Here is a 25,396-nt window from a genome sequence, read left to right on the forward strand (position 1 = left end):
CTGACCTGCGTTTTTACTCGGATTTCCAAGTAAATCGGCGAACGGCGGAAGTTTTGCTGGTCACAGCCTTGCAGGGGGCCGGAACAACGGCACGTTATCCCGGCCACCCCGGGCACGGGAAGAGTCGGTGTGTGACACTGACCGCGTGCGCGAAGACGGAAAAATCAGGGTATTCCTCCTCGACGACCATGAGGTGGTCCGCCGCGGGGTGCACGATCTGCTCTCCGGCGAGGCCGACATCGAGGTGGTGGGCGAGGCCGGCACGGCCGCCGAGGCGCAGGCCCGGGTCCCGGCCGCCCGTCCGGACGTCGCGGTACTGGACGTCCGGCTGCCGGACGGCAGCGGTGTGGAGGTCTGCCGCGACATCCGCTCCCGGGACGAGTCCGTCCGCTGCCTGATGCTGACCTCCTTCGCCGACGACGAGGCCCTCTTCGACGCGATCATGGCGGGTGCCGCCGGGTACGTCCTCAAGGACATCCGCGGCGTCGAGCTGCTGAGCGCCGTGCGGGAGGTGGCGGCCGGGAAGTCGCTGCTCGATCCCGCGGCCACCGCGCGCGTGCTGGAGCGCCTGCGCGACGGCGGGGCGAAGGCCGACGACCGGCTGGCCCGCCTCACCGAGCAGGAGCGCCGCATCCTGGAGCTGATCGGCGAGGGTCTGACCAACCGCGCGATCGGCGAGCGGCTGCACCTGGCCGAGAAGACGATCAAGAACTACGTGTCCAGCCTGCTGGGCAAGCTCGGTATGCAGCGGCGTTCACAGGCGGCCGCCTTCGTGGCCCGGCTGGAGGCCGGGAACCGCTGACGCGTCCCTCGGCACCAGGACCTGCTCCAGCCCGCTCCGGACCTGCCCTCATCTCCGGGCTTGCCCCCGGTCTCCGGGCTTGCTCCGCCACTCCGGGCTTGCCCCCGGTCTCCGGGCTTGCTCCGCCACTCCGGGCTTGCTCCGGTCTCCGGACCTGTCCCCGGCTCGCGCGCGGGGGCCTGTCCTCATCTCCGGGCTTGCCCCGGCCTCCGGACCTGCCCCCGGCTCGCGCGCGGGGGCCTGTCCGGGACTTACGTCCTCTCCTGCCGGGGCGGGCGACTCTGTCCCCCGTCACCCGCGCTCCCGCACAGTGAGTCCATGCCCTCCGACGAACAGCTCGCCGTCGGCCTGCTCGGCCGTACCGCCTACGGCCGGGCCGCCACCACCATGCGCGCCCTGCCCTTCCTCGCCCTCGCGCGGCACATCGTGACCGACGGCCGGATCCTGCTGCGCATGCCCAGGAGCTGGGGGTACCACCAGGTGTGCGCCGGGAGCGTCGTCGCGTACGGAGCGGACAACCTGGCCACCGCGCGGCCCGGCGAGAGCCTGTGGACCGTGCAGGTCGTGGGCCGGTGCGAGGCCCACGAACCGGACGCCGCCGAGCTGGAGCGGTTCGGTCCGGCGCCGAACCGGGTGGACGGCGAGCCGTACGAGCCCGCCTATCTGCGCGTCGACCCGCAGTTCGGCACCGTGCACTTCACGGACGGCGCGGCCGGCCCGGCGTAGACAGACGCAACGCGCGCGTGGAGCCCGTTTTCCGGGCCGCACGCGCGCGTGGGGAGGGGTCGGCGGGATCGGTTACTCGCCCGCCGGGCCTTCGGGATCGTCGGTTTCGCCTCCGCCGGTGCCGCCCGTCGGGTCACCCGTCGGATCATGCGTCGGCGTTGTCGGATCCGTCGTCGGGTCGCCCGTCGGATCGCCCGTCGAGTCACCCGTCGGGTCACCCGTCGGGTCACCGGTCGGGTCGTCCGTCGCGGTATGCGACGGCGTGTACGACGGGGTGTCCGGCTGCTCCCAGCCGCCGCCGTTGCCTGCCCCGCCCGTACCCTGCTCCGTGCCCGGGTCGGTGGTCTTCTCCGTCGCCTTGTCGCTGGGCGAGGGACTGGGCGACTCCTCGCCCGTGCTCTGCGAGGTGGACGCCGTCGGGCTCTTGTCCGTCTCGGTGCCGCCCTTGCCGCCGTCGCCGTTGTTCAGGGCCAGCGCGACGCCCGCCGCGATGGCGATCACCGCGAGGACGGCCAGTATCCAGAGCTTGCCGCGGCCGCTGCCCTTGTTGCCGTTGCCCTCGAAGCCGCCCTCGTCACTCGCCCCGTAACCGTTCGGCAGGATCGGCTGGGGGATCTGCGTGGTGCCCGAGCCGTGGTCGGGGTGCGGGATGACCGAGGTGCCCGCGAGGCCGGCCGCAGGAGTGTGCCGGCCGTCGTGCGCGGCGACCGGGCCGGTGTTCCAGGTGCCGGTGTGGCCGCCCTGCTCGTACAGCATCTGCAGCCCGTACTGGACCAGGCCGCGCATCTCCTCGGCGGTCTGGAAACGGTCGTCGGGCTCCTTGGCCAGCGAGCGCATCACCAGTCCGTCCAGCTCCGGCGGGGTGGCGTCGGAGACCTCGGACGGGGGCGTCGGGATGTCCTGGACGTGCTGGTAGACCACCGACAGCGGGGTCTCGCCGGTGAACGGCGGGCGCAGCGCGAGGAGTTCGTAGAGAAGGCAGCCCGTCGCGTACAGGTCGGAGCGGTGGTCGACGGCCTTGCCGAGGGCCTGCTCGGGGGAGAGGTACTGGGGGGTGCCCATGACCATGCCGGTCTGCGTCATCGTCGACTGGGCGCCGTGCAGGGCGCGCGCGATGCCGAAGTCCATCACCTTCACCGCACCGGTGTTGGTGATGATCACGTTGGCCGGCTTGATGTCGCGGTGCACGATGCCGTGCTGGTGCGAGTAGGCGAGCGCCTCCAGGACACCCGAGACGATGATCAGCGCCTGCTCGGGGCCGGGCGCCTCGGCGTTGAGGAGGAGGTCGCGGATGGTGCGCCCCTCGACGATCTCCATCACGATGTACGGCACGGACTGGCCGCCGACGAAGTCCTCGCCGGAGTCGTACACGGCCACGATGGCATGGTGGTTGAGCCCGGCCACCGACTGCGCCTCGCGCGTGAAGCGCGCCTTGGACACCGGGTCCTCGGCGAGGTCCGCGCGCAGCAGCTTGACCGCCACGGTGCGCCCGAGGCGGACGTCCTCGGCGGCGAACACCTCGGCCATGCCGCCCCGCCCGAGCCTGCGGGTCAGCCGGTACCGGCCGTCGCCGACCAAGCCGCCGTTGCCCCAGGTCTCCGGCGCGTCAGACATACCGCCGCCAGTAGCCTCGGGTTCGGACGGGCCCTGGGCGCGCTGCTGCTGTGCCATCAGTCCTCGCCGTCGTTTCTGCCCGCGGTGCGCGCGGTGTAGTTACGGTCTCCGTCGGCCACGCTACAGCCTCAGCGGGGGCCCGCGGTCCGGGATGGGCGCCGGGACCGGACATGAGACGGACCGGTCATGAAACCCTGGTTCCGTGCTCTCGTGCAAATTCCGCGCACCGGCCGTACGCCGGCTGTAACGCTTCCGCGACGCTTCTTTCCCGTACGGTCACGGAACGGGCACCGCGCTTGACGTGTCAGTGCCCTGGGGCAGACTTGGCCGGGAATAGCACTTTCGATCACAAGCGCGCGTGCCGCTGCCACCGGCGTTGCGGCGCCCATGGGGGACGCAGAGACATGAGCCAGGACGCCGGACAGGGACGGTATGCGGGGCGGGCGCTCGCCGGTGGCCGTTACCAGCTGCGCGACTTGCTCGGCGAGGGCGGCATGGCCTCCGTGCACCTGGCGTACGACTCGGTCCTCGACCGTCAGGTCGCGGTCAAGACGCTGCACACCGAGCTGGGCCGCGAACAGGCCTTCCGCGAGCGTTTCCGCCGCGAGGCCCAGGCCGTGGCCAAGCTCACGCACACCAACATCGTCTCGGTCTTCGACACCGGCGAGGACGATCTGAACGGCATGACGACGCCGTACATCGTCATGGAGTACGTCGAGGGCCGCCCACTCGGCTCCGTACTCGACGAGGACGTCCGGCAGCAGGGTGCGATGCCCGCCGACAAGGCGCTGAAAATCACCGCGGACGTGCTGGCGGCCCTGGAGATCAGCCACGAGATGGGCCTGGTCCACCGGGACATCAAGCCGGGCAACGTGATGATGACCAAGCGCGGCGTGGTCAAGGTGATGGACTTCGGCATCGCCCGCGCCATGCAGTCCGGCGTCACCTCGATGACACAGACCGGCATGGTCGTCGGCACCCCCCAGTACCTCTCGCCGGAACAGGCCCTCGGCCGCGGCGTGGACGCCCGCTCCGATTTGTACTCGGTCGGCATCATGCTGTTCCAGCTGGTCACCGGGCGCCTGCCGTTCGACGCCGACTCGCCGCTGGCGATCGCGTACGCGCACGTGCAGGAGGAGCCGGTGGCTCCGTCCTCGGTCAACCGGGCGCTGCCCCCGGCGATGGACGCGCTGGTGGCGCGTGCGCTGAAGAAGAACCCGAACGAGCGCTTCCCCAGCGCGGAGGCCATGCGGGACGAGTGCCTGCGCGTGGCGGCCTCCTTGCGGGCGGCCCCGCCGAGCATCGTGCCCGGCACGCCCGCGTCGAGCGGCGCGGGCGTCGGCTCCGCGGTGTTCCCGCCGGTCGACCAGGGCACCCCGGCGCCCACGGGTCCCGTCCAGACGCCGTACCAGCCGGCGCCGGCTCCCGGCCCGAACCCGTACGGCACCCCGGCCCCGGCGACCCACCCGCCCGCGTACGGCTATCCGCAGCAGGCCGGCTACCAGACGCCGGCCCCGTCGCCGTACGCGCAGCAGGGGGCGTCCACGCCGCCGCCGTACAACCTGACGCCGTCGGCCCCGGCCCCCGGTTCCCCGCGCGGCGGCAGGAACAACAAGCCGGTGATCATCGGCTCGATCGTCGTCGCCCTCGTGGCCGTGGGCGGACTGATCGCCGCGCTGCTGATGAACGGCGGCGGGGACGAGGACCCCGAGGCCGGCGGCGGAGGCTCCGCGAGTGTGTCCGCGTCGCCGTCGAAGGCGGCCGGTTACCGCGGGCCGGACAAGACGAAGACGATCGAGAAGGACAAGTGCACCGAGCCGGAGGAGTCGTACAACGACCCCGACAAGATCAAGGTGCCGGACTTCACCTTCAAGTACATCGGCTCGGTCAAGGAGTGCTTCAACGCCGCCGGCTGGTCGATGAAGGTCGTCGACGTCGACGAGAACACGTACGGCGAGGGGTCGGTCCGGGACCAGTTCCCCACGGCCGGTACGGACGTCGACCCGGAGAACATGCCGGAGATCCAGCTCAAGGTCTCGACCGGCAATCCGGCGACCGGGTGACCGGGTGACCGAGTGATCCGACGGACGGCGAAGGGCCCGGCAGCAGGCGGCAGGCGCTGCCGGGCCCTTCCCCATTTCGGGGCTCCCCCCGCCGGCGGTCGGGTCTACAGGTAGGGGCCACCGGAGCGGCCGCCCGGGTGCGGGAGCTCCTCACCCTCCGGCACGGCGCCCGGCGGGAGGGCGCGGCGCATCTGCTCCAGCTGGGCGCGCGCGGCCATCTGCTGGGCGAACAGCGTGGTCTGGATGCCGTGGAACAGGCCCTCCAGCCAGCCGACGAGCTGCGCCTGCGCGATCCGCAGTTCCGCGTCGGTCGGGGTTCCGTCGTCCGTGAAGGGCAGCGAGAGCCGCTCCAGCTCCTCCACCAGCTCCGGAGCCAGGCCGTCCTCCAGCTCCTTCACCGAGCTGGCGTGGATCTCCTTGAGCCGCACCCGGCTCGCCTCGTCCAGGGGCGCGACCCGCACCTCCTCAAGCAGCTGCTTGATCATGCTCCCGATCCGCATGACCTTGGCAGGCTGTTCCACCTGCTCGGTCACCGGGATCTCGCGGGAGTCGTCGTCCCCGCCGCTGAGCGCCATTCCGTCCTGGCCGACGACCAGGATCTGGGGGTTCTCCGGCGACCTGTCGTTCCTCGGCATTTCCATGCCGCCATTGTCTCGCACCCGTGCGCCGCGACCGGCCGGTGCCCCCTCGGAAACGGGCCCCGCCGCGTTCGGCGGCGTCCGGAATGCCGGTGCCGCCGACTGGTGTGAGGCTTGTCGCGTCGATTTCCACGACGCTTTCCACGACTGGATATCACCGGGAGGGGGTCACGGACGTGACTCCATGGCTGCGCACACTGCGAGCGACGGGAATGGCGGGAGCCCTGGGGGTCGGCACCCTGGTGTCGCCGTACGGGGCGGGGCCGGCGCACGGCGCCGTGGCCGGGGCCGGGCTCGCGGTGTCGGCTTACGGCGACACGGTCGCCGCCTCGTCCGCCGGTGCGGGGTTGGCGGCGCCGGCACCCGGCAGCGGGCCCGCGGCCTCGCCCGCCCGCGCGAGGCTCGCGGCCTCACGTGTCGGCGGCGGGCCCGCTGCCCCGTCCGTCGGCGTCGGACCGGTGGCGATGGCGGCGCCGTCCCCGGCGCCACCGGTGCCGGGCCACGCCTCGGCGCCGGGGGCGGGGGCGGGGGCGGCCACCGGCCCGGACAGCTCCGGCTCCGGCTCCGGCTCCCACGACGGGCGGGGCGGCCACGAAGGTCCCCGGCACCCCGACGGCCACGACCGCCCCGAGCACCCGGAGCGCCCGGACGCGGGGTCCGTCTCCCGGCCGGCCGCGGAACCCGGCCCGGCGGCCAGTGCGGGGCACGGTTCCGCCACACCCTCGCGCTCGCCTTCGGCGTCCGGCACCACGGCCGACCCCGGGCCCTCCCGGGCCGGAAGCCTGCCGGGCGAGGGAAGGCAGCGACCCGGCCGCGCCGATGAGCGGGCGCCGGAGCAGGCCGGCACGGAAGAGAACACCGGCCGACGCCCGGACCGCGACGGCGACGAAGGCGAGGGCCTCCCCGAGGACCCGGCCACCGCCCAGCCTCCCGGCGAGGCCGCCCTGGTGCCCTCGGTCTCACCGTCCCGGTCCCGGCAGCCCGGCACACACACCGGGGCCACCGAGCCGGTACTGCGAGTGCTTCCCCTGGGCAGCGGGCTCGTCCTCGTCGGCCTCGGCCTGGCCCTGGGCCTCGTGGGGCTGCGCCTGCGCCGGGGATAGAGGCCGCACCCGCGTCCGCGCCGGGCAGAGGCCGATCCGGACCGGAGCAGAAACCGACCCAAACCCGGGGCAGAAACCGATCCGGACCTGGGACAGAAGCCGATCCGGACCGGAGCAGAAACCGATCCGGACCCGGGGCAGAAACCGATCCAGACCGGAGTGCGGGTCGGGTCGGCGCCGACCGTGCGCTGCCTACGAGGTGACCAGCAGCACCTTGCCGATGTGCCCGCTCTCCTCCACCACCCGATGGCCGTCCGCCGCCTCGCTCATCGGCAGTTCGCGGTCGACGACCGGGCTGACACGGCCTCCGGCGAACAGCGGCCAGACGTGCTCCCGTACGGCCGCCACGATGGCCGCCTTCTCCTCCAGGGGGCGGGCGCGCAGCGAGGTCGCGCTGACCGCGGCGCGCTTGGCGAGGAGCGTGCCGATGTTCAGCTCGCCCTTCCGCCCGCCCTGCATACCGATGATCGCCAGGCGGCCGTTCACGGCGAGGGCCTGGACATTGCGGTCCAGGTACTTCGCACCCATGTTGTCGAGGATGACGTCGGCACCCGCACCGCCCGTCGCCTCCTTCACCTCGGCGACGAAGTCCTGCTCCCGGTAGTTGACCAGGATGTCCGCGCCCAGCTCGGCACAGCGCTCCAGCTTCTCCTTGGAGCCCGCCGTCACCGCGACCTTGGCGCCGACGGCCTTGGCGAGCTGGATCGCCATGGTCCCGATGCCGCTGGAGCCGCCGTGCACGAGCAGCGTCTCGCCGGGGCGGAGGTGGGCGACCATGAAGACGTTCGACCAGACGGTGCAGACCACCTCGGGCAGCGCCGCCGCCCGCTTCAGGTCGACGCCCTGCGGCACCGGCAGCAGCTGACCGGCCGGTACGACGACCTTCTCGGCGTAGCCGCCGCCCGAGAGCAGCGCGCACACCTCGTCGCCGACGGCCCAGCCGGACACACCGGAACCGAGCGCGGCGACCCGCCCGGAGCATTCCAGGCCGGGGTAGGGAGAGCCGCCGGGCGGCGGATCGTAGAAGCCCTGGCGCTGCATGATGTCGGCGCGGTTGACGGCGCTGGCCGTCACCTCGACCAGGACCTCGCCCTCGCCGGGCTGCGGGTCGGGGACCTCGGCCCACACCAGCGCCTCGGGGCCTCCGGGTTCGGAAATCTTGATCGCATGCATGAGGACGACGCTACTCCTGTGTCCTCCCGTGTCCTCCCGCCGGGAAACTCCGTGCGTCGCCGATGAATTCGCGCGCCGGTGAAGGTCTCCCCATGCGTAGCCCATGGACGCGCGGCCCAAGCACGCGCAACCCAAGCACGCGCAGCCGAAGAACGCGCAGCCGAAGAGCGCGGAAGGACCACCAGCATGAGCACGCACACGTCCGGACTCGCGGTCGAGACCGCGGGACTGGTGAAGACGTTCGGCGAGACCCGGGCCGTGGACGGGGTGGACCTCGCGGTGCCCGCGGGCACGGTCTACGGCGTCCTCGGCCCGAACGGCGCCGGCAAGACCACCACGGCGCCGAGATCGCCTGGACGCTGGGCTGGGCGGGTCTGTTGCTGCTGGTCTTCGGCCCGGTCACGATGCGGCTCTACAACCGCAAGTAGCGAAGCCGGGCAGCGCAGCCGGGCAGGAACCGCGAGAACGACGCCAGGCAGCCACCCCGGGGCTCGCGGCGTCAGTCGCGCGGGAGCGGACGGGCGTCGGGCGCCACATGGGTGGCCGGCGTCGCCCGCACGATCGTGATCAGACGGTCCGCCAACTCCAGCCCGCCCACGGACGGATCGTCGTAGCCCAGGACCCGGTGCCCGCGCAGCACGCTCACCACCAGGTCGTCCGTCTCCCGCGGGTTCTTGCCCACCTCGGCCTTTATGACCGGCCGCTCGACGAGGTCGAGTCCGCTGCCCTGGCTGATGAGGTCCTCCATGACCATGCCGGCGGCGGGGCTGAGTACCGAGAGCCCGAGCAGCCGGCCCGCGGCGCTGGCGCTGGTGATCACGGCGTCGGCGCCGGACTGCTTCAGCAGCGGCGCGTTCTCCTCCTCGCGTACCGCGACCACGATCTTCGCGCCGCGGTTGAGCTGCCGGGCCGTCAGTGTCACGAGCACGGCCGTGTCGTCGCGCTGGGTGGCGATGATGATCTGCTTGGCCCGGAACAGCTCCGCGCGGTTCAGCACGTCACTGCGGGTGGCATCACCGATCACGCCCGCGTAGCCGTGGGCGGTCGCGGCCTCGATCGCCTGGACGCTGGGGTCGACCACGACCACCTGCTCCTTGCGCAGCCCGGTCGCGCAGACGGTCTGGATCGCCGACCGCCCCTTGGTACCGAAGCCGACGACGACGGTGTGATCGCGCAAGGCGGACCTCCAGCGGTTCAGGCGCCACTCCTCCCGAGTGCGCTCGGTGAGGGCTTCCAGCGTGGTGCCGACCAGGATGATCAGGAACAGCACGCGCAGGGGCGTGATGACGAAGATGTTGGTCAGCCGGGCGGCGTCACTGACGGGGGTGATGTCGCCGTAGCCGGTGGTGGAGAGGGTGACGGTGGCGTAGTAGAAGGCGTCGAGCAGGTCGACGGAGCCGTCGGAGTTGTCGGTGTAGCCGTCGTGGTCGGAGTAGACGACGAAGGCGGTTGCCAGGAGCACCACCAGGGCCAGGGACAGCCGTTTGGCGACCTGACGGATCGGGTGCTCCACCAGTCTCCTGGGGAGTTTCACCTTGTGGGTCACGAGGTGCTCGTCCGCCTGGCGGGCGATCGCGTCCTGGCCCGGAAGTTTCACGTGAAACACACTCCGATTCCGCCGGTCGTCCAAGGCAGGTCGAGCAGCTCGGCCTCCTGTCCGGACCGCGCACCGCCCGGGGGTACGACGGCCAGGGCGTCGGCGGCCGCGATACCGCGCAGCATCGCCGGACCGTTGTAGTGGAGCGGCACGGCGCCCTCGTCGCGCAGCACGACGGGGACGAGCCGGGTGTCGTGCGGGTGCCCGTGCACCGCGTCCCGCAGCGGCACCGTGTACGGCTCGGGCGCCGGGCGGGCGGCGAGGGTGCGCAGCAGCGGCTCGGCGAGGGTGAGCAGTCCGGAGACGGCGGCGAGCGGGTTGCCGGGCAGCCCGACGAGGTGCTGGTCGTCCTTGAGGCGGGCCAGCAGCATGGGGTGACCGGGGCGGACCTCGACGCCGTCCACCAGGAGCTCGGCGCCGATCCGGCGCAGGGTCGGATGGACGTGGTCGACGGGGCCCGCGGCGGTGCCGCCGGTCGTGACGATCAGGTCGGCGTCGGAGGCCGTGACGGCGCGGTGCAGGGCCTCGGCGTCGTCGCCGATCCTGCGGACGGCGCGGACCTCGGCGCCCAGGGCCCTCAGCCAGGGCGGCAGCATCGGGCCGAGCGCGTCCCGGATGAGGCCGTCGTGCGGGAGGCCCGCGGTGAGCAGTTCGTCGCCGAGGACGAGGACGTCGACGCGGGGGCGGGGGACCGCCGTCAGGGTGTCGTATCCGGCGGCCGCCGCGAGTCCCAGTACGGCCGGGGTCGCGAGGGTGCCCACGGACAGCAGCTGGTCGCCGCGGCGGCACTCCTGTCCGCGGGGGCGGATGTCCTGGCCGTGGACGACCTCGCGGGCGGGGTGCAGGCGGCTGTGTTCGTCGGTGCGGCCGTGCTCGGTGCGCAGTACGGCGGTGGCGTCGAGCGGGACGCGGGCGCCGGTGGCGATACGGACGGCCTCGCCGTCGGTGAGGGACGCCGGTTCCGCGTGCCCGGCCAGGACGCCCTCGTCGCGCACCGCCCAGGGGCCCGGGCCGGCGACCACCCAGCCGTCCATCGCGGAGGTGTCGAAGGAGGGCAGGTCGGTGAGGGCGGCCAGGGGCGCGGCCAGGGTGAGGCCGAGGGCCGCGTCGAGGGGCACGGAGACGGGCGTGCGGCACACGGCACGGGCAGCGGCGCGGGCCGCACGCTCGGCGGCCGTCCGGGCCTCGGGCCAGGGAGTCGCACGCTGGTGCGGGGCGCCGTGGCGGCCGTCGTGCGGTGCGGGGGCGGGCGTCGCACCGTGGCCGGTCCTGCCGTGGGGAGGGCCGGGGTTCTCCTGCACTAGGGCGAGTGCCTCCTCGACGTCGAGGTCTTCCGCATCCTCGTCGGCCCGGGTGCCGGGGGAGGTCATCACGCGTCCGGGCGGGTGTCGGGGGTGGCGCCGGGCCCGCCCTTCGCGCGGTCGGCGTCGGCTGCCTCCTGCGCCCAGCGCAGGGCGAGGGCCGTCGCCTTGCGGGCGGTCTCGGCGACGGCCTCGGGACCTCCCCCGGCCCGCCCGGCCGCGTAGCCCACGAGGAAGGTGGTCAGCGGGGCCGCCGGCCTGGCCACCCCGTGGGCGGCGTCGCGCGCGAGATCGAGCAGAACGCCGGTGTCGACGTCCAGATCGATGCCCAACTCGTCCTTGGCTGCGGAAATCCATTCATCCAACACGTGACCATGCTCCCTGATGCGTGCCCTTGCGGTGGCGATGTCGTCCCAGGTGTCGCAGTCGAAGGAGGCGACGGCGTCGGGGACGCGAGTGAGACGGAGGGCTCGGGTCAGACGGCGCAGCGGCAGCCCGGCGAGGCCCGCACGGTCTCCCCGCCCGCCCTGTTCTCCCCGCCTGCCGTGCCCGGCCCGCTCTCCGCGGCCTGACTGCTCTCCGCGGCCTGACTGCTCCCTGCCGCCTGTCTGTTTCCTGCCGCCTGTCCGCTCCTCCTGGTCCGCCCGCGCTCCCCGGTCCTCGGCGAGCGCGGCCAGTTCGCGGCGCAGGGCGGGCGCGCGGTAGGCGGCGACGAGGGGCTGGTCGCGGCCGTCGGCGTCGGTGAGCAGCACCCCGTCGGCGTCGCCCGCGGCCAGAGCCGACAGCAGCCGCCGGACGGCCGGTCCGGCCAGGAACGGGAGGTCGGCGGAGAGCACCACGACGTGCTCCGCCGTGGTGTGCCGCAGTCCGGCGGCGAGGGCGGCGAGCGGTCCACCTCCGGGCGGGTCCTCGCGCGCCCAGGTCACCGGGCGCGCGGTGGGCCGGGGACCGGCGACGACGACGGTGGTCCGCGCTCCGGCGCAGGCGGCGAGCACCCGGTCGAGGAGCGCGCGCCCGCCCACCCGCAACCCGGGTTTGTCCGCGCCCCCGAGCCGCCGGGCGGCGCCCCCGGCGAGTACGACGGCGTCGTACCCGGCGGCGTCGGAACCCGGCGCGGGCCCCCGGTCCGGCCCGGCGTCGGAACCCGGCGCGGGATCGGTGCCGGCGCCTGGGTCGCCGAGGGGCTCGTACGCGGTCACCCCCCGAGTATGGGGCCCTGCCCGATCACAGGGAACGCGGGGGACCCGCGCGATCCTGGCGGACGCGGACAGACCGTCACCCCGTGCGCGCCGTCACGCCTGTCACAGGGTCCTCAACAGCACCGCCGGCTGCTCCACGCAGTCCGCCACGTACCGCAGGAAACCGCCCGCCGTACCGCCGTCGCACACCCGGTGGTCGAAGGTGAGCGACAGCTGCACGACCTGACGCACCGCCAGCTCGCCCTCGTGCACCCACGGCTTGGGAACGACGCGGCCGACGCCGAGCATGGCCGCCTCGGGGTGGTTGATGATCGGCGTGGAGCCGTCGACGCCGAACACGCCGTAGTTGTTCAGCGTGAAGGTGCCGCCGGTCAGCTCGCCCGGGGTGAGCCGCCCGGCGCGGCCCGCCTCGGTCAGCCGGGCGAACTCGGCGGTGAGCGACTCGGCGTCGCGCGTGTGCGCGTCCCGGACGACCGGCACGACCAGGCCCCGGTCCGTCTGGGCGGCGAAGCCGAGGTGGACCTGTTCGAGCCGGACGATCTCCCGGGCCTCCGTGTCGACCGTCGAGTTCAGGTCCGGGAAGCGGGCCAGGGCGGCCGTGCAGATCCGGGCCAGCAGGGCGACCAGGGAGATCCTGGGCCCGCCGGAGGCGTTCATCGCGGTGCGCGCCCGCATCAGCTCGGTCGCGTCGGCGTCCACCCAGCAGGTCGCGTCCGGGATCTCGCGCCGGCTGCGGGAGAGCTTGTCGGCGACGGCGCCCCGGACGCCCTTGAGGGGCGTGCGGATGCCGTCGGAGCGTGCGGCGGGGGACGCGGCCGCCGGTACCCGGCCGGCCCCGGCCTCCTGGTCCGCCGTACGGCCGCCCCGCGCGGCGGCGGCACGCAGCGCGTACTCCACGTCCGCCCGCAGAATCAGCCCGTCCGGGCCGGAGCCGGTCAGCTCGCGCAGGTCCAGGTCGTTCTGCCGGGCCAGCCTGCGCACCAGCGGGGAGATGACGGGGACCGGGCCGTCCACCGGCCCTGCGGCGCGGACCCGGCCGTCCACCGGCCCGGACGCGCCGACGGCCTCCTGCCGGCCGGGCCGCACCCTGCGTCGCCGCGCCGGTGCCTCGGAGGTGCCGTAACCGACCAGGACGTTGCCGGAACCCTCCGCCTTCACGTCCGCGGCGGGCATGTCGGCGCCACCGCCGCCCGGGTCCCGTGCCGGGTCCTCGGCGGCTGCCTCCGCCTCACCCACCGCCACGGTCACCAGCGGCGCCCCGACTGGCAGCTCCGTGCCCTCCTCGCCGAAGCGGGCGGTGACCACACCGCCGTAGGGGCAGGGCACCTCGACCATCGCCTTGGCCGTCTCGACCTCGACGACCGGCTGGTCGACGGCGACCACGTCACCGACCTCGACCAGCCAGCGCACGATCTCCGCCTCGGTGAGCCCCTCACCGAGGTCGGGGAGCTTGAACTCCAGGCTGTGCCCGTCCAAAGCGTGTGCCATCAGCTTTCGGCCTCCCACTGCAGGCGCCCCACGGCGTCCAGAATCCGGTCCACACCGGGCAGGTGGTGACGCTCCAGCATCGGCGGCGGGTACGGGATGTCGAACCCGGCCACGCGCAGCACCGGCGCCTCCAGGTGGTGGAAGCAGCGCTCCGTGACCCTGGCGGCGATCTCCCCGCCCGGGCCCCCGAAGGAGCCCGACTCGTGGACGACGACCGCGCGTCCCGTCCGCCGTACCGAAGCGCACACCGTCTCGTCGTCGAACGGCACCAGGGAGCGCAGATCGACGACTTCGAGGTCCCAGCCCTCGGCCCGGGCCGCCTCGGCCGCCTCCATGCAGACGGCCAGCGACGGCCCGTACGTGATGAGCGTGGCGCTCCGGCCGGAGCGCCGCACCACCGCGCGGCCCACCGGGTCAACGGGTGCCGGCTCCTCCGGGTTCCAGGTGTCCTTCGACCAGTACAGCCGCTTGGGTTCGAGGAAGACCACCGGGTCGTCGGAGGCGATGGACGCGCGCAGCAGCCCGTAGGCGTCGGCGACCGTCGCGGGCGTGACGACATGGAGCCCCGGAGTCGCCATGTAGTACGCCTCGGACGAGTCGCTGTGGTGCTCGACGCCGCCGATGCCGCCGCCGTAGGGAATACGGATGGTCAGGGGCAGGGGCATCTTGCCGCGCGTGCGGTTGCGCATCTTGGTGACATGGCTGACGACCTGCTCGAACGCCGGGTACGCGAAGGCGTCGAACTGCATCTCGACGACCGGCCGCAGCCCGTACATCGCCATGCCCACGGCCGTGCCGAGGATGCCGGCCTCGGCGAGCGGGGTGTCCGTGCACCGGTCCTCGCCGAACTCCCTCGCGAGCCCGTCGGTGACCCGGAAGACGCCGCCGAGAGTGCCCACGTCCTCGCCGAGGACGTGCACGCCCGGGTCGGCGGCCATGGCGTCGCGCAGCGCGCGGGTGAGGGCCTGCGCCATGGTGGCCGGCTTGACGGCGACGGTGGTCATCGGTGTCCGCCTTCCTGTGGTGCGGACTCGGCCTCGGCCGCCAGCTCCGCGCGCAGCCGGTCCCGCTGCTCGCGCAGTTGCGGCGTGGGCTCGGCGTAGACGTGGGCGAACAGCTCCAGGGGGTCCGACTCCGGGTCCTCGTTCATGCGTGCGCGCAGGTCGGCGGCCATGGTCTCGGCGTCCTCGCGGGCGGCGCGGATGCCGTTCTCGTCGAGCAGGCCGCGCTCGGTCAGCTCCCGCTCCAGCAGCTCGACCGGGTCGTGCCGGCGCCAGGCCTCCACCTCGGCGTCGCCGCGGTAGCGGGTCGCGTCGTCGGCGTTGGTGTGCGCGTCGACGCGGTACGTCACCGCCTCCACCAGCGTGGGACCGCCGCCCGCGCGCGCGTGCCGCACGGCGTCGGACAGGACCTCGTGCACCGCGGCGGCGTCGTTGCCGTCGACCAGGCGGCCGGGCATCCCGTAGCCGACGGCCTTGTGGGCCAGCGACGGGGCGGCGGTCTGCTTGGCGAGCGGGACGGAGATCGCGAAGCCGTTGTTCTGGACGAGGAAGACGACCGGGGCCTGCCAGACGGCGGCGAAGTTCAGCGCCTCGTGGAAGTCGCCCTCGCTGGTGCCGCCGTCGCCGACCATGGCCAGCGCGACCACGTCGTCGCCCTTGAGGCGGGCGGCGTGGGCGAGACCGACCGCGTGCGGCAGCTGGGTGGCGAGCGGCGTGGACAGCGGGGCGACCCGGTGCTCGTAGGGGTCGTAACCGGTGTGCCAGTCGCCCCGCAGCAGGGTGAGGGCCTCGACGGGGTCGACGCCGCGCGAGACGACGGCGAGGGTGTCGCGGTAGCTGGGGAAGAGCCAGTCCCGCTCCTCGATGGCCAGCGCGGCGGCGATCTCGCACGCCTCCTGGCCGGTGCTGGACGGGTAGACGGCCAGCCGGCCCTGCTTGGTCAGTGCCGTGGCCTGCGCGTTGTAGCGGCGGCCGCGCACCAGCCGGTCGTACAGCGTGCGCAGCAGCTCGGCGTCGGCGCGGTCCGCGGCCTTCGTGCCGAGGACGCGGTACGGCTCCGCGTCGGGCAGCAGCGGCGCGGGGTCGGTACGGGGCTGCCAGGCGGGCGGCGGTGTGGGCCGGTACGCGCCCCGCTGCTCCATGACCGTCATGACGGCACCTCCTCGTGGGAGCGGCTTCGGGCTCGCCACGGGTGTGACGGGCCTCACCTACCGATTGTTCGGTCGTCGGCACATTTTGGCTACAGGCGGCCCCAGGCTGTGGACAAACGGTTCTCCACAGCCTGAGATGGACGCAGTACGTCCATGAGGGGAAGGCGGGGGCACGTGGCATCTGAACAAATGGCCGATCGCCCCGAGCCGGGCGGCACGGACGAGGCCGGCGCCCCGCCGTCCCCGCGCCCGCTGGACGCCATCGATCAGGACATCCTGCGCATGCTCCAGGCGGACGGCCGCGCCTCCATAAGGTCGGTCGCGGAGCGGGTGCACGTCTCGCGCGCGAACGCCTACGCGCGCATCAACCGGCTCGTCGAGGACGGCGTCATCCGCGGTTTCGGCGCCCGCGTCGACCATGAACGCGCCGGACACGGCACCTCGGCGTACATCACCCTGAAGATCGTCCAGAACTCCTGGCGCACGGTCCGCGCCCAGCTGCGGCAGCTGCCCGGGGCCTCGCACATCGCCCTGGTGGGCGGCGACTTCGATGTCCTGCTGCTGGTCCACACCCCGGACAACCGGGCCCTGCGCGAGCTGGTGCTCAGCCGCCTCCAGGCCATCCCGGAGGTGCTCAGCACCCGCACCCTGCTGGTCTTCGAGACGGAGGACCTCGAACCCCAGAGCTGACCGGCGGGGCCGGCCGCCCGGCCCGCGGCCGTCCCCGTACGCGCCCGCGCCCGTGCCCGTGCCCGCCGCGAGCGGCTCAGGACGCCTTGCGCAGCCCGCCGAACACCAGCCGCGCCACCGCCTCGGCCACCTCGCGCTCGCCCGTGCCGCCCCGGCCGTCGGGACCGTCCGGGCGGTACCACTCGACGATCGAGTTGATCATGCCGAAGACCAGGCGCGTCGCGAGCCGCACCTCCACGTCCGCGCGCACGTCCCCCTCGGCCGCCGCGTCCTTGAGCAGGGCGGCGACCCGGTGGTCGAACTCGCGCCGCCGCTCCAGCGCCCACCGCTCGGTGCCGGTGTTGCCGCGCACCCGCAGCAGCAGGGTCACGTAGGGCAGTTCGGCCATGAGCACCTCGACCATGCGCCGCACGACGTACTCCAGCCGCTCGGCGGCGGACCCCACGCGCGCGTGCTCCTCGTCGAGGATCCCGAACAGCTCGTCCAGGGCCCGGCTCACGGCCCGGCGCAGCAGCTCCTCCTTGCCGGTGACGTGGTGGTAGATGGAGGACTTGGAGATTCCCGCCGCCTTGGACAGGTGCTCCATGGAGGTGCCGTCGTAGCCGCGCTCGATGAAGACCTGCACGGCGACGGACAGCAGCGTCTCGGGCGTGTACGTGTCGCGCTTGGGGGTGGTCATGAGGGGAAGTCCTCCCAGCCCTCGGAAGCACAGGCGTGGCGGTGGAGCGCGAGGGACGGAGCGTAGCGCCCGGACGGGTCCCCCTCGTCCACTGCGGCGAGCAGGGAGCGGGCCCAGGCGCCACCGAGCCGACGGCTCCATTCGAAGGGCCCGAGAGGGTAGTTCACGCCCAGGCGCATCGCCGTGTCGATGTCCTCCCGCGTGGCCACGCCCTTGGCGACGGCGTCGAAGGCCAGATCGATCATCCGCGCGACCGTCCGGGCCACGATCATGCCGGGGACGTCACCGATCACACTCACCTTCTTGCCGAGTGCCTGGAACAGACCGGTGGCCTCGGCGAGAACCCCCGGGGAGACGCCCTCCGACGCGGCCAGGGCGACACGGGTGGCCCTGCGGTAGTCCAGGGCGAGGTCGAACCGGACGACGTTCCGGAACGGCGCGGACGTCCGCCCGTCGGCGAGGCACAGCGTTCCGCCGCCCGGCAGGACGAGCCTCGCCTCGTCGGAGCGGCCCTCCGCGCGGACCTCGATGCCCGCCTCGCGGATCAGCGCGAGCAGTTCACCCGCCGGGCCCAGGTCCCCCTCGGCCACGACGTACGCGGGCGCCTCGGCCGGCTCGGCGGTCTGCGGCTCGGGCCGCACGGCGCCCGGCCGGTAGTCGTACCAGCCCTGTCCGCTCTTGCGGCCGAGCCGGCCGGACTCGACCAGGCGGCGCTGGGCCAGGGACGGCGTGAAGCGCGCGTCCTGGAAGAACGCCTGCCACACGGAGTGCGTGACGGACTCGTTGACGTCCTGCCCGATGAGGTCGGTCAGCTCGAAGGCGCCCATCTTGAAGCCGCCCGACTCGCGCAGCACGGCGTCGATGGTGGCCGGGTCGGCACCCTGGTCCTCGAAGACCGCGAAGGCCTCGGCGTAGAAGGGCCGGGCGACGCGGTTGACGATGAAGCCGGGCGTGTCGGCGCAGGCGACCGGGGTCTTGCCCCAGGCGCGGGCTATCCCGGACGCGCGCGTGGCCGACGCGGCGTCGGTGGCGAACCCGGAGACCACCTCCACCAGCGGCAGCAGCGGCGCGGGGTTGAAGAAGTGCAGGCCGACGAGGCGGCCGGGGTCGCGCAGCGCGCCGCCGACAGCGGTGACGGACAGGGAGGAGGTGTTGGTGGCGAGGAGGCAGTCGTCGCCGACGACGTCCTCCAGGGCGCGGAACAGCTCCCGCTTGACGTCCAGCCGCTCCACGACCGCCTCGACGACGACCGCGCAGCCGGCCAGGCCGGCGAGGCTCTCGGCGGGCGTGAGCCGGGCGCGGGCGGCGTCCCGTTCGGCGCCGGTGAGGCGTTCCTTCTCGACGAGCCGGTCGAGCCGGGCACCGATCGCGTCGGCCGCTTCCCGGGCCCGTCCGGCGACGGCGTCGTACAGCCGTACGGGGTGGCCCGCGACCAGCGCCACCTGGGCGATGCCCTGGCCCATGGTGCCGGTGCCGACGACGGCCACGGGGCTGCTGAGGTCGAGTGCTGTCATGTGCGCGATCCTCCCGCACGGGGTTTTCCACAGATGCGACGGTCCCCCTTGTACCGACCGATCGTTCGGTTACTCTAGCCGTGTCCGCCCATCCGTCGCCCACCACATCCGGAACGAGGCGCTTCGCGCCCCACTTTCGTATCTTTCTGCCCAGGTTTCCCCCAGGTCCACGGATTCGACGCGGAGTCGACGGCGAGTCCGTGGGAGACGAGGAGTTGGTCCCCATGGCCGCCGAACTCACCGCACACCAGCTGATCGCCCAGCACCGGCCGACCCTGGACCTGGCGCTGGAGACGATCCGCACGCGCGCGTACTGGTCCCCCCACCCCGAGCACCCCAAGGCCTACGGGGAGAACGGCAGCCTGGACATGGCGGCGGGCAAGGCCGCCTTCGACGCCCTGCTCGGCACCCGTCTCGACCTCGGCCAGCCCGGCACCGACGCCTGGGTGGGCGGCGAGGTCTCCCCGTACGGCGTCGAGCTGGGCGTGGAATACCCGCACGCGGACCTCGACGCGCTGCTGCCCGCCATGAAGAGGGGCCAGAAGGCGTGGCGGGACGCGGGCGCGGAGCTGCGCGCGATGGTCTGCCTGGAGATCCTCGGGCGGATCGCCGACCGGACGATGGAGTTCGCGCAGGCGGTCATGCACACCTCCGGCCAGGCCTTCATGATGGCCTTCCAGGCCGGCGGCCCGCACGCCCAGGACCGCGGCATGGAGGCCGTGGCCTACGCGTACGTGGAGCAGTCCCGCACCCCCGACACGGCGGAGTGGACCAAGCCGCAGGGCAAGCGCGACCCGCTCGCGCTCACCAAGCGGTTCACCCCGGTCCCCAGGGGCATCGGCCTGGTCATCGGCTGCAACACCTTCCCGACGTGGAACGGCTACCCGGGTCTCTTCGCCTCCCTCGCCACCGGCAACGCCGTCCTGGTCAAGCCCCACCCGCGCGCGGTGCTGCCGCTCGCGCTGACCGTCCGGGTCGCCCGCGAAGTCCTCGCCGAGGCCGGCTTCGACGCGAACCTGGTCGCGCTGGCCGCCGAGCGCCCCGGCGAGGGCATCGCCAAGACCCTGGCGACCCGCCCCGAGATCCGGATCATCGACTACACCGGCTCCACCTCGTTCGGCGACTGGCTGGAGGCCAACGCCCGCCAGGCCCAGGTCTTCACCGAGAAGGCCGGCGTCAACTCGGTGATCGTGGAGTCGACCGACGACTACCAGGGCATGCTCGCCAACCTGGCCTTCTCCCTGTCCCTGTACAGCGGCCAGATGTGCACCACCCCGCAGAACCTGCTGATCCCCCGCGACGGCATCCGCACCGACCAGGGCGACAGGACCTACGACGAGGTGACCGCCGACCTGGCCCGTGCCGTCGACGGCCTCCTCGGGGACGACGCACGTGCGGTCGCCCTGCTCGGAGCGATCGTCAACCCGGACGTCAAGGCCCGCCTGGAGGCCGCCGCCGGGCTCGGCGAGGTCGCCCTCGCCTCCCGCGAGGTGACCAACCCGGACTTCCCGGACGCGGTCGTGCGGACCCCGGTGATCGTCAAGCTGGACGGCGCCAAGCCCGGGGACGAGGCCGCCTACACCAGCGAGTGCTTCGGCCCCGTCTCCTTCGCCGTCGCCGTCGACTCCGCCGCCCACGCGGTGGAGCTGCTGCGCCACAGCATCCGCGAGAAGGGCGCGATGACGGTGGGCGCCCACACGACCGACGCGGAGGTCGAGGAGGCCGTGCGGGAGGTCTGTCTGGAAGAGGCGGCCCAGCTCTCCCTCAACCTCACCGGCGGGGTGTACGTCAACCAGACGGCCGCCTTCTCCGACTTCCACGGCTCGGGCGGCAACCCCGCGGCCAACGCGGCCCTGTGCGACGGCGCGTTCGTCGCGAACCGCTTCCGGGTGGTCGAGGTGCGTCGGCCCGCCTAGGTCCTGTCGTCGAAGTCCCGTCTGCCCCGCGACGACAGGATCTAGCTAGGGCCCGCCCAGGGGCACGTGCGGTGCGCCCCCGGTGGCGCTCCAGTGGTACAGCGTCATGGCCACACTGGTCGCGAGGTTGTAGCTGGAGACCTGGGGCCGCATCGGCAGGGCCACCAAGTGGTCGGCCCGCGCGCGCAGCTCCCGCGACAGTCCGCTGCGCTCGGATCCGAACGCGAGCAGCGCGTCGTCCGGCAGCTTCGCCCCGCGGATGTCCTCGCCCTCCGGATCCAGCGCGAACACCGGCCCCGGCGGCAGCTGGGCGACCTCCAGCCGCTCCACCACGGTCGCGAAGTGCAGCCCCGCCCCGCCGCGCACCACCGTGGGGTGCCAGGGGTCGAGCGTGCCGGTGGTGACCACGCCGGTCGCCCCGAAGCCGGCGGCCAGCCGGATCACCGCCCCGGCGTTGCCGAGGTTGCGCGGCTGGTCGAGGACGACGACGGGGGCGCTGCGGGGCATGCGCGCCAGCGCCTCGAGACCGGCCGCCCGGCGTGGCCGTACGGCCAGGGCGGCCACCGCGGTGGGGTGCGGCCGCGCGACGAGCGACGCGTACGCCTCGTGCGACACCTCGGTCAGCAGACCCGCCAGCGTCTCGCGCACGTCGGGCGCCAGCTCGTCGGCGAGAGCCAGGGCGCCCTCCCGGTCACCGGTGACGGCCACCGGCACCTCGGCGCCGAAGCGCAGCGCGTGCTTGAGGGCGTGGAAGCCGTCCAGCAGCACGCACCGGCCGGCGTGCCGGTGCCAGGCGGCCGGCGGAGTGGCGGCGGGGCCGGGTTCGGGGCCGGGATCGGTCATGCCCGGAAGCCTACGGGCGGGTGCTCGGTGTCCCTCTCGCCCGCCGCGCCCGCCCGGGTCCCGTCGCCCTTCCGCGCCCGGGGCCCCGGCACCACCGTCGCACGTCCCTCCCCGGACCCGGCCGGCGCCACCGTCGGCCACCGGCCGGACGGCCGGCCGCGCACGCGTGCCGCCCAGCCGCCCAGCCGGCCAAGGAACGAGGTCGGCAGGAAGACCGCGTCGGCGGCGATCATCGCCAGCGAGAAGAACGGCAGCCCGAGCGTCACGGCGATCACCGCGTGCTCGGTCATCATCACGGCCAGCAGTACGTTCTTGACCCGCCGGTTGAACAGCGTGAACGGGAAGGCGACCTGCACGGCGACCGTCCCGTAGGTGATCAGCATGACCATCGTGCCGTTGCCTGCCAGCGCGTCGGAGAGCGCGGGCCAGGGCGAGAAGTAGTCCAGGTGCAGCGGGTAGTAGACGGCCGTGCCGTCCTGCCAGCGCGAACCCTGGATCTTGTACCAGCCGGCGGTCGCGTAGATCAGACAGGCCTCGGCCATGATCACGACCAGCGCGCCGTTGTGCACGATGTTGGTGACCACGTCCAGCAGGATCCGCGGCTGACCGCCCTCCGCGCCCCGCCCGACGGCCCACCACAGGCCGAGCGAGACCCACACCGCCCACAGCAGCGCCGGAACGAACCGGTCGCCGCCGAGACCGCCCGCCAGCGTCACCGTGAGCAGCGCGAACCCGGACGCGCACCACAGCACCGGACCGACCCGGTCCACGACACGCTCACCACGCGCGCGTGCCGCCGCCGTGCGCCGGGCGCGCCGCGCGTCCAGCGACCACACCCGGCCGCACCGTGTGAGGACCAGGTAGATGCTCATCAGGTGCAGGACGTTGTCGCCGCCGTCCCCCATGAAGACGCTGCGGTTCTGCAGCGAGAGCACGCCGACCATGAACAGCACGGACACGGTCCGGGTGCGCCAGCCCAGCAGGAGCAGCACGCTGCCCAGGACGGCCAGCGCGTAGACGATCTCGAACCAGGTCCGCCCGTCCGACCACATCAGCGCCGTGAAGGCGCCGTTGTCCGCGATCAGCTGCTCGGCGAGGTCGTGGCCCCAGGGCCCGTCCGGGCCGTACAGCTCGTTCCGGTGGGGCAGTTCACGCAGCAGGAAGAGCAGCCAGGTGGCGCTGAAGCCGATGCGGACCACGGCGGTCTGATACGGGCCGAGCGCGGTACCGGTGACGCGGACGATCCCGCGGGAGACCGAGAGGGCGATGCCGTTCACGCGGCGCTCCCTTCCTTCCCGGCCTTCTCGTCCTCGCCGCCCGCGGACACGGGCCACCAGGGCAGCTCGCGAAGGGTCGGCCGGTCGGAGACCTGCTCACCGCTCCACGGGGGCGGCTCCACGTTGGTGGTCCGGGAACGGTACTGGACACGCTCGACGACACCGCCGGGTCCGGCGGCGTCGTCGCGGTCCAGACGCAGGACCGCGATGCGCCGCAGATACGTCTCGGAGAGGGTGCCCCTCAGACCCACCGGGCGGTCGTCGGAGTCATGGGTGGCGACGAAGAAGTCCCAGGCCCGGCGCAGTTCGTTCTGCTGGGTGTGGCTCGGCAGCGGATTGCCGTCGATGGCCCGGCCGTCCTCGGCGGACAGGTCGTACCAGCCGGTCGTCCGTATGGAGCCGTCCGCCGTGCTCACCTCCGCGCGGACCTGGACGGAGATGTTCTGCTGGAGCGGGTTGGGCGCGAAGAGCTTCCAGTTCTGTTCGAACTCCGGGAAGACCCACTCGTCCACCGCGGAGCCGTGCTGCTTGGTGAGGGTGTTGGACGGGGCCACGTGCAGGAACACCAGGCCTATGTGGGCGCAGACGGCGATCGCGACCACCGCGAGGGCGACCACGGCACCGACCTGGTAGCGCGGGGAGAGCGCGGCGACACCGATACGGGGCTCGCGCTCGGGGGGCGCGGCGACACCGATACGGGGCTCGGGCTCGGGGGGCACGGCGAGATGTACGGCACCGGAGGCCCCGGTGGCCCCAGTTTCCCCGGTGGCCCCGGTGGCCCCCGAAGCAGCGGCCACAGCGCACTCGGACGCCCCGACCGCTCCCGACGACCCAACCGCCCCAGACGACCCAACCGCTCCGGACGATCCGACCGCCCCAGACGACCCAACCGCTCCGGACGATCCGACCGCCCCAGACGACCCAACCGCTCGGGACGATCCGACCGCCCCAGACGACCCCACCGCCCCAGACGACCCAACCGCTCCGGACGACCCGACCGCCCCAGACGACCCAACCGCTCGGGACGATCCGACCGCCCCAGACGACCCCACCGCCCCAGACGACCCGACCGCTCCGGACGACCCAACCGCCGCCTCCGATGCCGTGGCCGGCTGCGCGGTCCCCGCCGATCCGGCCGTTTCCCCCGGGTCCGCTTCGCCGTCCGGCCTGTCCGGCCCGTCCGGTCCGTCCGGCCCCCGCCGGGCGTCCAAGCCCTTGTCGTACGCGTCCATTCCGCCCCGTTCGGTCCCGATCCGTCCATCCGCCCGCCCCGCCACGGGCGCTCACGCGCCACCCGCGCGGCTGCTCGGCAGCGTTCGAACGGGAACGGTACTCAGGACCGGCCGCCCGCACAGCCCCCGGCGGACCGGCCGCACCGTGGCCGTCACCACATCGGGGGGACAGCCTAGAGAACGTGTCCCGGCTCGCCCTTCTCGTCCACCACGGGACGCCCGGCCGCGGCCCACTCCTGCATGCCGCCGTCGACGTTCACGGCGTCGACGCCCTGCTGGACCAGGTACATCGTGACCTGGGCCGAGCGCCCGCCGACGCGGCAGAGCACGTGGACACGGCCGTCCTGCGGCGCGGCCTCGGTCAGCTCGCCGTAGCGGGCCACGAACTCGCTGAGGGGAATGTGCAGCGCCCCGGCGGCATGACCCGCCTGCCACTCGTCGTCCTCGCGGACATCCAGCAGGAAGTCGCCGTCCTTGAGGTCCTCGACCCCGACCGTGGGTACACCAGCTCCGAAACTCATGCCCCAGACGCTACCCGAGCCGCCACCCGGCTCAGTCCTGCCCGAGCACCCCCGCCAGCTCCGCCTCCCGCTCGCGCACCTGGGCCGCCAGCTGCTCGGCGATCTCCTCCAGCAGCCGGTCGGGGTCGTCCGGGGCCAGCCGGAGCATGGCGCCGATCGCGCTCTCCTCCAGCTCCTTGGCGAGCAGGGTGAGCATCTCCTTGCGCCGGTCGAGCCATTCGAGCCGGACGTACAGCTCCTCGCCGCGGCTCGGACGCCGCTCCGGCACCGGCCCGGCGGCCCACTCCTCGGCCAGCTCGCGCAGTTCCGCCTCGTCACCGCGGGCGTAGGCGGCGTTGACGCGGGTGATGAACTCCTCACGCCGGACCCGCTCGTCCTCCTCCTGCGCCAGGTCGGGGTGGGCCTTGCGGGCCAGCTCGCGGTAGAGCTTGCGGGCCTCCTCGCTCGGCCGGACCCGCTGCGGGGGCCGTACCGCCTGGTCCGTGAGCATGGCCGTGGCCTCCGGGAACAGGCCGTCCCCGTCCATCCAGCCGTTCAGCAGCTCCTCGACCCCGGGGATCGGCATCAGCCGGGCCCGCGCCTCGTCGGCCCGCCGCAGGTCCTCGGCCTCGCCCGTGCGGGCCGCCCTGGCCTCCAGGATCTGCGCCTCGAGCTCTTCCAGCCGGGCGTACACCGGGCCGAGCCGTTGTTCGTGCAGCCGCGAGAAGTTCTCGACCTCCACGCGGAAGGTCTCCAACGCGATCTCGTACTCGATGAGTGCCTGCTCGGCGGCCCGTACGGCCTGTTCCAGCCGTTCCTCGGGACGCGGCGCACCCCCCTGCTCGGGCTCAGCTTCCGGCGTCGTCACCCGACCAGCCTAGGGCCTGTC

General features: G+C 73.4%; 22 protein-coding genes and 1 pseudogene. 7 read left to right on the forward strand and 16 right to left on the reverse strand.

Annotation, left to right across the window (positions count from 1 at the left end; genetic code table 11):
• Window positions 1–145: 145 nt before the first annotated feature.
• Both ACGFYH_RS15880 and ACGFYH_RS15885 read left to right on the forward strand, forming a co-directional pair.
• On the forward strand, window positions 146–802 hold the full coding sequence (locus ACGFYH_RS15880; protein WP_393803704.1) for a response regulator: 657 nt from the start codon (window positions 146–148) through the stop codon (window positions 800–802).
• Window positions 803–1,120: 318 nt separating this feature from the next.
• Window positions 1,121–1,528, forward strand: a complete 408-nt coding sequence (locus ACGFYH_RS15885) for a pyridoxamine 5'-phosphate oxidase family protein (RefSeq protein ID WP_393803705.1) — start codon at window positions 1,121–1,123, stop codon at window positions 1,526–1,528.
• A 72-nt stretch (window positions 1,529–1,600) separates the two neighbouring features.
• On the opposite strand, the gene ACGFYH_RS15890 is transcribed toward ACGFYH_RS15885, so the two are convergent.
• On the reverse strand, window positions 1,601–3,199 hold the full coding sequence (locus ACGFYH_RS15890) for a protein kinase (RefSeq protein WP_393803706.1): 1,599 nt from the start codon (window positions 3,197–3,199) through the stop codon (window positions 1,601–1,603).
• Between the two features lie 347 nt (window positions 3,200–3,546).
• Between ACGFYH_RS15890 and ACGFYH_RS15895 the strand changes: the two genes are divergently transcribed.
• Window positions 3,547–5,205: a protein kinase gene (locus ACGFYH_RS15895; RefSeq protein WP_393803707.1), complete on the forward strand. Its 1,659-nt coding sequence runs from the start codon at window positions 3,547–3,549 to the stop codon at window positions 5,203–5,205.
• 104 nt (window positions 5,206–5,309) lie between these two features.
• On the opposite strand, the gene ACGFYH_RS15900 is transcribed toward ACGFYH_RS15895, so the two are convergent.
• Window positions 5,310–5,846 carry a bacterial proteasome activator family protein gene (locus ACGFYH_RS15900; RefSeq protein WP_393803708.1) on the reverse strand — a complete coding sequence of 179 codons (537 nt, stop codon included), beginning with the start codon at window positions 5,844–5,846 and terminating at the stop codon, window positions 5,310–5,312.
• 209 nt (window positions 5,847–6,055) lie between these two features.
• On the opposite strand from ACGFYH_RS15900, the gene ACGFYH_RS15905 reads away from it, so the two are divergent.
• Entirely contained in the window at window positions 6,056–6,946 is an 891-nt protein-coding gene (locus tag ACGFYH_RS15905) for a hypothetical protein (protein WP_393803709.1), read from the forward strand.
• 192 nt (window positions 6,947–7,138) lie between these two features.
• Here ACGFYH_RS15905 and ACGFYH_RS15910 read toward each other — a convergent pair whose 3' ends face one another.
• Entirely contained in the window at window positions 7,139–8,119 is a 981-nt protein-coding gene (locus ACGFYH_RS15910; RefSeq protein WP_393803710.1) for an NAD(P)H-quinone oxidoreductase, read from the reverse strand.
• A 186-nt stretch (window positions 8,120–8,305) separates the two neighbouring features.
• Here ACGFYH_RS15910 and ACGFYH_RS15915 point away from each other — a divergent pair.
• Window positions 8,306–8,458 (forward strand): annotated as a pseudogene (locus ACGFYH_RS15915) (ATP-binding cassette domain-containing protein); the annotation flags it as partial.
• A gap of 160 nt (window positions 8,459–8,618) precedes the next feature.
• Here ACGFYH_RS15915 and ACGFYH_RS15920 read toward each other — a convergent pair.
• From ACGFYH_RS15920 to pdhA, 6 genes are all read right to left on the reverse strand, one after another.
• Complete coding sequence (locus tag ACGFYH_RS15920) at window positions 8,619–9,716, reverse strand: potassium channel family protein (protein WP_393803711.1); 1,098 nt, start codon at window positions 9,714–9,716, stop codon at window positions 8,619–8,621.
• Window positions 9,713–11,086, reverse strand: a complete 1,374-nt coding sequence (locus tag ACGFYH_RS15925) for a molybdopterin molybdotransferase MoeA (RefSeq protein ID WP_393803712.1) — start codon at window positions 11,084–11,086, stop codon at window positions 9,713–9,715. Before ACGFYH_RS15925 ends, ACGFYH_RS15920 begins: the two co-directional genes overlap by 4 nt.
• A complete protein-coding gene (locus ACGFYH_RS15930) occupies window positions 11,086–12,216 on the reverse strand; it encodes an NTP transferase domain-containing protein (RefSeq protein ID WP_393803713.1) in 1,131 nt (376 codons plus the stop codon). Before ACGFYH_RS15930 ends, ACGFYH_RS15925 begins: the two co-directional genes overlap by 1 nt.
• Window positions 12,217–12,318: 102 nt before the next feature.
• Window positions 12,319–13,704, reverse strand: coding sequence for a dihydrolipoamide acetyltransferase family protein (locus tag ACGFYH_RS15935; RefSeq protein WP_393803714.1), 1,386 nt, complete (start codon window positions 13,702–13,704; stop codon window positions 12,319–12,321).
• Complete coding sequence (locus tag ACGFYH_RS15940; protein ID WP_393803715.1) at window positions 13,704–14,708, reverse strand: alpha-ketoacid dehydrogenase subunit beta; 1,005 nt, start codon at window positions 14,706–14,708, stop codon at window positions 13,704–13,706. The genes ACGFYH_RS15935 and ACGFYH_RS15940 overlap by 1 nt, the downstream gene beginning before the upstream one ends.
• Entirely contained in the window at window positions 14,705–15,856 is a 1,152-nt protein-coding gene (gene pdhA, locus ACGFYH_RS15945; RefSeq protein ID WP_393803716.1) for a pyruvate dehydrogenase (acetyl-transferring) E1 component subunit alpha, read from the reverse strand. The genes ACGFYH_RS15940 and pdhA overlap by 4 nt, the downstream gene beginning before the upstream one ends.
• A 189-nt stretch (window positions 15,857–16,045) precedes the next feature.
• On the opposite strand from pdhA, the gene ACGFYH_RS15950 reads away from it, so the two are divergent.
• The gene (locus ACGFYH_RS15950) at window positions 16,046–16,546 is read left to right on the forward strand and encodes an Lrp/AsnC family transcriptional regulator (RefSeq protein WP_393803754.1); all 501 of its coding nucleotides are present in this window, start codon (window positions 16,046–16,048) and stop codon (window positions 16,544–16,546) included.
• A gap of 76 nt (window positions 16,547–16,622) precedes the next feature.
• Here the strand turns inward: ACGFYH_RS15950 and ACGFYH_RS15955 are convergent, their stop codons facing one another.
• Both ACGFYH_RS15955 and ACGFYH_RS15960 read right to left on the reverse strand, forming a co-directional pair.
• Complete coding sequence (locus tag ACGFYH_RS15955; protein ID WP_393803717.1) at window positions 16,623–17,225, reverse strand: TetR/AcrR family transcriptional regulator; 603 nt, start codon at window positions 17,223–17,225, stop codon at window positions 16,623–16,625.
• Complete coding sequence (locus ACGFYH_RS15960; RefSeq protein WP_393803718.1) at window positions 17,222–18,739, reverse strand: 3-hydroxyacyl-CoA dehydrogenase; 1,518 nt, start codon at window positions 18,737–18,739, stop codon at window positions 17,222–17,224. Before ACGFYH_RS15960 ends, ACGFYH_RS15955 begins: the two co-directional genes overlap by 4 nt.
• Before the next feature lie 224 nt (window positions 18,740–18,963).
• Here ACGFYH_RS15960 and paaN point away from each other — a divergent pair, with 224 nt between their 5' ends.
• Entirely contained in the window at window positions 18,964–20,655 is a 1,692-nt protein-coding gene (gene paaN, locus ACGFYH_RS15965; RefSeq protein WP_393803719.1) for a phenylacetic acid degradation protein PaaN, read from the forward strand.
• 45 nt (window positions 20,656–20,700) lie between these two features.
• On the opposite strand, the gene ACGFYH_RS15970 is transcribed toward paaN, so the two are convergent.
• The 5 genes from ACGFYH_RS15970 to ACGFYH_RS15990 all read right to left on the reverse strand — a co-directional run bounded on the left by ACGFYH_RS15970 (window position 20,701) and on the right by ACGFYH_RS15990 (window position 25,375).
• Entirely contained in the window at window positions 20,701–21,498 is a 798-nt protein-coding gene (locus ACGFYH_RS15970; RefSeq protein ID WP_393803720.1) for a TrmH family RNA methyltransferase, read from the reverse strand.
• A complete protein-coding gene (locus ACGFYH_RS15975; RefSeq protein WP_393803721.1) occupies window positions 21,495–22,775 on the reverse strand; it encodes an HTTM domain-containing protein in 1,281 nt (426 codons plus the stop codon). The genes ACGFYH_RS15970 and ACGFYH_RS15975 overlap by 4 nt, the downstream gene beginning before the upstream one ends.
• Window positions 22,772–23,494 (reverse strand): DUF5819 family protein, encoded by a 723-nt coding sequence (locus ACGFYH_RS15980; RefSeq protein WP_393803722.1) that lies wholly within the window; start codon window positions 23,492–23,494, stop codon window positions 22,772–22,774. Before ACGFYH_RS15980 ends, ACGFYH_RS15975 begins: the two co-directional genes overlap by 4 nt.
• Before the next feature lie 686 nt (window positions 23,495–24,180).
• Window positions 24,181–24,528, reverse strand: a complete 348-nt coding sequence (locus tag ACGFYH_RS15985) for a rhodanese-like domain-containing protein (protein ID WP_393803723.1) — start codon at window positions 24,526–24,528, stop codon at window positions 24,181–24,183.
• Window positions 24,529–24,559: 31 nt separating this feature from the next.
• Window positions 24,560–25,375: a hypothetical protein gene (locus ACGFYH_RS15990; protein WP_393803724.1), complete on the reverse strand. Its 816-nt coding sequence runs from the start codon at window positions 25,373–25,375 to the stop codon at window positions 24,560–24,562.
• Between the last annotated feature and the right edge of the window lie 21 nt (window positions 25,376–25,396).

It is taken from the genome of Streptomyces sp. NPDC048392, from assembly GCF_043200575.1.
In the GTDB taxonomy this organism is placed as follows: domain Bacteria; phylum Actinomycetota; class Actinomycetes; order Streptomycetales; family Streptomycetaceae; genus Streptomyces.